The 5,247-nt window shown below is 68.2% G+C and carries 5 protein-coding genes; 2 read left to right on the top strand and 3 right to left on the bottom strand.

Features of this window, described 5'->3' with window-relative positions; translation table 11 throughout:
* Positions 1-671 (bottom strand): phosphate signaling complex protein PhoU (phoU, locus tag VF468_05590; protein ID HEX5877785.1); only part of this gene is annotated, 671 nt, incomplete at its 3' end.
* Between the two features lie 210 nt (positions 672-881).
* Positions 882-1,568, bottom strand: coding sequence for a helix-turn-helix domain-containing protein (locus tag VF468_05585; GenBank protein ID HEX5877784.1), 687 nt, complete (start codon positions 1,566-1,568; stop codon positions 882-884).
* A 94-nt stretch (positions 1,569-1,662) separates the two neighbouring features.
* Between VF468_05585 and VF468_05580 the strand changes: the two genes are divergently transcribed.
* Both VF468_05580 and VF468_05575 read left to right on the top strand, forming a co-directional pair.
* Positions 1,663-1,956 carry a hypothetical protein gene (locus tag VF468_05580; GenBank protein ID HEX5877783.1) on the top strand — a complete coding sequence of 98 codons (294 nt, stop codon included), beginning with the start codon at positions 1,663-1,665 and terminating at the stop codon, positions 1,954-1,956.
* 99 nt (positions 1,957-2,055) lie between these two features.
* The gene (locus tag VF468_05575) at positions 2,056-3,705 is read left to right on the top strand and encodes an FAD-dependent oxidoreductase (protein HEX5877782.1); all 1,650 of its coding nucleotides are present in this window, start codon (positions 2,056-2,058) and stop codon (positions 3,703-3,705) included.
* 220 nt (positions 3,706-3,925) lie between these two features.
* Here VF468_05575 and VF468_05570 read toward each other — a convergent pair whose 3' ends face one another.
* The gene (locus tag VF468_05570; GenBank protein ID HEX5877781.1) at positions 3,926-5,077 is read right to left on the bottom strand and encodes an IS701 family transposase; all 1,152 of its coding nucleotides are present in this window, start codon (positions 5,075-5,077) and stop codon (positions 3,926-3,928) included.
* Between the last annotated feature and the right edge of the window lie 170 nt (positions 5,078-5,247).

Raw genomic sequence — 5,247 nt, 5'->3', positions numbered from 1 at the left:
GGATGTGATGCATCGGTAAACTCACGGAACTGGCCGGTGACAAGGAACGCCACCTGTTCGCCAATATCGACCGCGTTATCACCGATCCGCTCGATCTGACGCGACACGACATACATGCGGATTCCCCACTCCAGCATCCGCTTGTCGCCAGCGGCCTCAAGCACCTTCGGCATCATGCCGCGGTTCAGTTGGTCAATGGGGTCGTCAAGTTCGGGCAGGGTTTGGGCGAGGTCGACATCACGGCGCGCCAATGCGTCCATCGCCGTGCCTACCATGCCCAGGGCGATCTTGCCCATCTTTTCAAGGTCGCGAAGGACCTCTGGGATCTGGGGCAGGCCGTCGACAAGCTTGGCGATCTTGGCGAGGTTCACTGCTTGGTCGCCAACGCGCTCCAGATGCAGGTTGATGTGGAGCAGGGCAGTCAGGAGCCGGAGGTCGGTCGCGACCGGGGTCTGGAGCGCGAACAGGTGCAGGATGCGTCGCTCGACATCCAGGTAGAGCGCATCCACCTCGTCGTCACCCCTGACGACCTGGTCGCAGATCGCCAGGTCGCCGCCCAGGAGGGCCTGCAGCGCCTGTTCCAGCAGCAGTTGGGCCTGGGAGGCTGTCCGTTGGACTTCGTCCTCAAGGGCACCCAGCGCTTCTGAGAAGCGCTGGCGCGTCTCGGGCATCAGCCAACCCTCCTGTGCTGTGGGGGGCTCGAGCCGGGAGCCCTTGCATGTATAACCAAGGCTTGCCCGTCAGGTCCTGCCTTAATACTCCAGCCGCACTTCTGATCGGGTAGGCAGCCCGATTCCGGCATGGGCGGGAAGTGGCTGATGCACGAGGTGTTGGCGCAGGTTGCGGCGGAGGCGGCGAGTTGGACTGGCTATGCGAGCGAATCAGCGGGCCAGTTCGTGTTCGTCCTGGATCGCCGGGCCTTGTCGTAGCAGTTGGGAGCAGAAGATGTCGCCCAGCCATTGCTCGTACCGTTGGGCGGTCCAGCCGCGTTCGCGGACTAGCAGCTGCCACTGGGCGGGGTGGTTGAGGGTCCAGAGGATGTCGGTGGCGGTGTCGACATCGAGGCCGCCGGCGAGCGCGTCCTGCTTGTGCAGTTGCTCCACGATCGAATGTTGCACCTCGTACAGTTTGGCCTGGATGCTCGTCCAGAGCGCGGCGATCTCGGTGTCCATCGACGCCGCGTTGCGGATGACCTCCAGCAAGGCGCCGGAGCGGGTCTTCACGACCCGCGCCTGAGCGGCCACCAAGCGGAGCTTGCGCTCGGGGCTCGGTTCCTCCAGGACGCGGCGGTACCAGGCGCGCTCGAACACCGGGATGGCCTCCTCGTCCCCGCCCAGTCGCGCCTCCCAGAGCGCGTGCAGGAGTCTGGCCTTGGTCTCGAAGACAACGTAGACGGTCTTGAGCGCGACGCCTGCCTCCGCCGCGATCGCTGGCATCGAGGTTGCGGCATACCCCTGGTGTTCGAACAACCGTTGGGCTGCCTCGAGGATGGCTTGACGGGTGGCCGCTGCCTGCTCCTGCCGGCGCGGAGAGTGGTAGCTGCGGGGCCGCTTGACACGTTCGGTCATGTGGGTATCCTAGCAGGGTAGTCATTACTTGATACAAGTAATCAATAGGCTAGGCGAGCTGCCAACCGCTTCGATCAGACGCCGAGGAGTTGGGATGGGCACCTTGCGGGTGGAGCTCCAGGTCCGCGACTACGACCTGTGGAGGGGGGCGTTTGCGCGAGACGCTGGGGGGCGGCAGCGCTCGGGCGTGCGCCGCTACCGCATCTTCCGTCCTGTCGACGACCCGAACTACGTCATGGTCGACCTCGACTTCGACACCGCCAAGGAGGCGCAAGGGTTTCTCGAGATCCTGCGAACCCAGGTCTGGCCGTCACCGGAGAAGGCGCCGGCCAAGACCGGGACCCCAACGACGCGTATCGTCGAGCTGGTGGAGAGCCATGAATACTGACGGCCGCGTCGGCGTCTCCACGCGCCGCGAGCCGGCCATAGCTCCACCGGAAGCTCTGGTAGCTGCGGTGATCCTCCGCGCTGATGTGAGGGGCCAAGGATGCAGCAGGCCCGCGATACGGCCTCCCCGACGCTGACCAAAGATCAGATCGAGTTCCTCGGGCGCTATGGGGAGACGAGGAAGACCGAGGTCGGCCAAGTCCTCATTCGAGCCGGCGACCGCGCCAGTGACTTCATCGTCGTGCTCGACGGCGAGGTGGAGGTGGTTGACGACTTCGCCGGGCAGGCGCGAACGATCGGGGTGCTCCTGGCAGGCAACTTCGCGGGCGAGCTGAACCTGCTCACCGGGCAGGCGCTGTACCTGTCGTTCGTGGTCCGCAAGCGCGGAGAGGTCCTGGCAATCCCTCGTGCGCAGCTGAAGCAGGTCATCACCGAGGACCCCACCCTGTCGGACACCATCCTGAAGACCTTCCTGGCGAGGCGTTCGATCGGGATGCGGGCCGGCGTGGGCCTGCGGATCATCGGCTCCCGCCACTCCAGCGACGCGACGCGCCTGCGGGAGTATGCGACCCGGAACCGGCTGGTCCACGGCTGGATCGAGGTCGGGGAGGACCCCAAGGCTGAAGCCTTGCTCCGAGCGTTCGGCGCCACGCCATCGCAGACACCGGTGGCCATCTGGCAGGACAAGCACGTCCTGAAGAACCCAACCAACGCCGAGCTTGCCCGGGCCATCGGCCTCAAGGTCGACGCCACCCCGGAACGAACCTACGACCTGGTCGTGGTCGGGGCGGGACCGGCCGGCCTTGGCGCATCGGTCTACGGGGCCTCGGAGGGCCTGTCGACCCTGGCCCTGGAGTCGATGGCGCTGGGGGGGCAGGCTGGCACCAGCTCCCGGATCGAGAACTACCTGGGCTTCCCCGCGGGGCTGTCCGGCTTCGAGCTGGCCAGCCGCGCCCTGGTCCAGGCCGACAAGTTCGGCGCCCGGACCGCCGTGCCCCAGGAGGCGGTCGATCTCAACAGGACCGACGGCCACTACCGCATCCAGCTCTTGGAGGGCGGCCAGGTGCTGGCACGCAGCGTGATCGTCGCGACCGGGGCCCGCTACCGCCGGCTCGAGGTGCCCCACCTGGAGCGTTTCGAGGGGGTGAGCATCCAGTACGCTGCCACGGAGGCCGAGGCCCTGCGCTGCGAAGGCAAGCAGGTCGCGGTGGTCGGCGGGGGCAACTCGGCCGGTCAGGCGGCGCTGTTCCTGGCCGGGCGGACACCCAGGGTCTTCTTGCTCCTACGAGGCAACAACCTCGACAAGACCATGTCCAGCTACCTCGCCCACCGGGTTGTGGACGCCGAGAACGTCGAGCTGCTTGCCAACACCGAGGTCCGAACGCTCATGGGTGAGGACCGCCTGGAGGGGATCGTGGTCCAGCACAACCGCTCAGGCGTTCGTCGAACCCTCAAAGCACACGCCCTGTTCGTCTTCATCGGTGCGCAGGCCAACACCGGCTGGCTCCAAGGGGCCGTCGAGCTCGACCAACGCGGCTTTGTCCTGACCGGGAGGGACCTGGACCCTTCCGCGCGCAACGGTGACCTCTGGCGGCGATGTTCGCGGGAGCCGTACCTGTTGGAGACGAGCCTGCCGGGCGTCTTCGCCGCCGGTGACGTGCGCAGCGGCTCGATCAAGCGAGTCGCCTCCGCCGTGGGCGAGGGCGCGATGGCGGTGAGGCTTGCCCATCAGTACCTGACCGAGACGTGATACCGATGCGGTTGAAAACGTCACTACCTTGAGTGAATACTCCAGCGCCCCTGTCGTTCGCGTCGCTGGTAGTGGGCGCGCCTGGCGCGGGCCTGGTGCCGTCGGCGCCACCTGGACCAGGCCAGCACGAAGCCCGGCGTGACCGGGGTGGTCCACACCAGCGCCACCAGCAGCCGGCGGACCTCGGGGACCGTCAGCGGCAGCAGGCCGAGCCCACCGCTCAGGCCGCCGTGCCCCCCTTTACCCGCTCGGGGCTGGTGGCCTGGGCGCGGGTGACGACCAGGAACGCGTGCGCCAGCAGCGCCAGGGTGATGTGGCGATACCAGCCCGGCCATTTGCGGACCTCGTAGTGGTCCAGGCCGACCTCGCCCTTGGCCTGCTCGAAGCCCTCCTCCACCGCCCACCTGGTCCCGGCCACCCGCACCAGCCCGACCAACGAGGTGGTGGCCGGGCCGTAGCAGGCATAGAAGGCCAGCTCCCCGTCGCTGCGGCTGCGGCGCACCAGCAGCCACCGCGCCATCCCGGCGGTGGCCGGGGCGGCCAGCTCCACGCGGGTCCAGTCGTACAGCCGGCGGCCCTTAGCGCCGTGCCCGGCGCTGCAGGCGATCCACTGGCTGGCCGGCACCGCCGCGGCCAGCTGCTCAGCGCTGGTGCGCGCTCCGGCAGGAGCATCAACAGCTTGGACCTCAAGCAGCTCGGTGCACTTGACCGCCAGCACGTGCCACACGCCGCGGCCCTCCAACCACTCCCTGAGCGTCGGGCTGCCGCCGTAGACCTCATCGGCGGTCACCCACGCCGCCGGCACCCCGGCGTCCAGCGCGCGCTCCAGCATGAGCTGGGCAAGCTGCGGCTTGGTCCGGAACCCGACCTGCTCGGGCACCCGCGCAGCCCGGCAGCGCTCAGGATCGTCGGTCCAGCGCTCGGGCAGGTACAGCTCCCGGTCGATCATCGCCCGGCCCTTTCCGCTGGCGTAGGCCAAGAAGACGCCGAGCTGGCAGTTGTCGACCTTGCCGGCGGTGCCCGAGTACTGGCGCTGGACCCCCACCGAGGTCGTGCCCTTCTTCAAGAAGCCGGTCTCGTCGGCCACCAGCACCGCGCCGGGGTCGCCCAGGTGCTCCACCACATAGGCCCGCAGGTCATCGCGGACCAGGTCCGGGTCCCAGTCAGCGGTGGCCAACAACCGCTGCATCCCATCGGGGGTGCGCTCCCCGGCATGCTCGGCCAGCTGCCAACCGTTCTTGCGGCCCACGTTGCCGAGCAGCCCACGCAGATACGCCAGCACCCGCCGACGTGGCTCGGCCCGGGCGAACCGCCCCGCGATCTGGGCGTGCAGCTCCCCAAGCCCCGCCGCCCACTCTTGGACCTCCTCGATGGCTGCTGCCTCGTCGGCTTCCGGCACGGTCCTCTCGCCCTCCATCACGCTGGCGCTGCCGGCACCATCCCGGCCGGCGGGCGGGAACCCTACCTCATGCCAAGTGCGGCTGGAGTACTAGGCGACCTGCAGGGCTATGGCGGTTCCAGCTGGCCATCGCTAGCCGGATG

The sequence above is a fragment of the Actinomycetota bacterium genome (assembly GCA_036280995.1).
In the GTDB taxonomy this organism is placed as follows: domain Bacteria; phylum Actinomycetota; class CALGFH01; order CALGFH01; family CALGFH01; genus CALGFH01.
This window is presented reverse-complemented; position numbering and strand designations above follow the sequence as displayed.

Coding starts and splice junctions, on each gene's coding strand:
- VF468_05585 (HEX5877784.1), bottom strand. CDS start 1,568: ATGACCGAACGTGTCAAGCGGCCCCGCAGCTACCACTCTCCGCGCCGG.
- VF468_05580 (HEX5877783.1), top strand. CDS start 1,663: ATGGGCACCTTGCGGGTGGAGCTCCAGGTCCGCGACTACGACCTGTGG.
- VF468_05575 (HEX5877782.1), top strand. CDS start 2,056: ATGCAGCAGGCCCGCGATACGGCCTCCCCGACGCTGACCAAAGATCAG.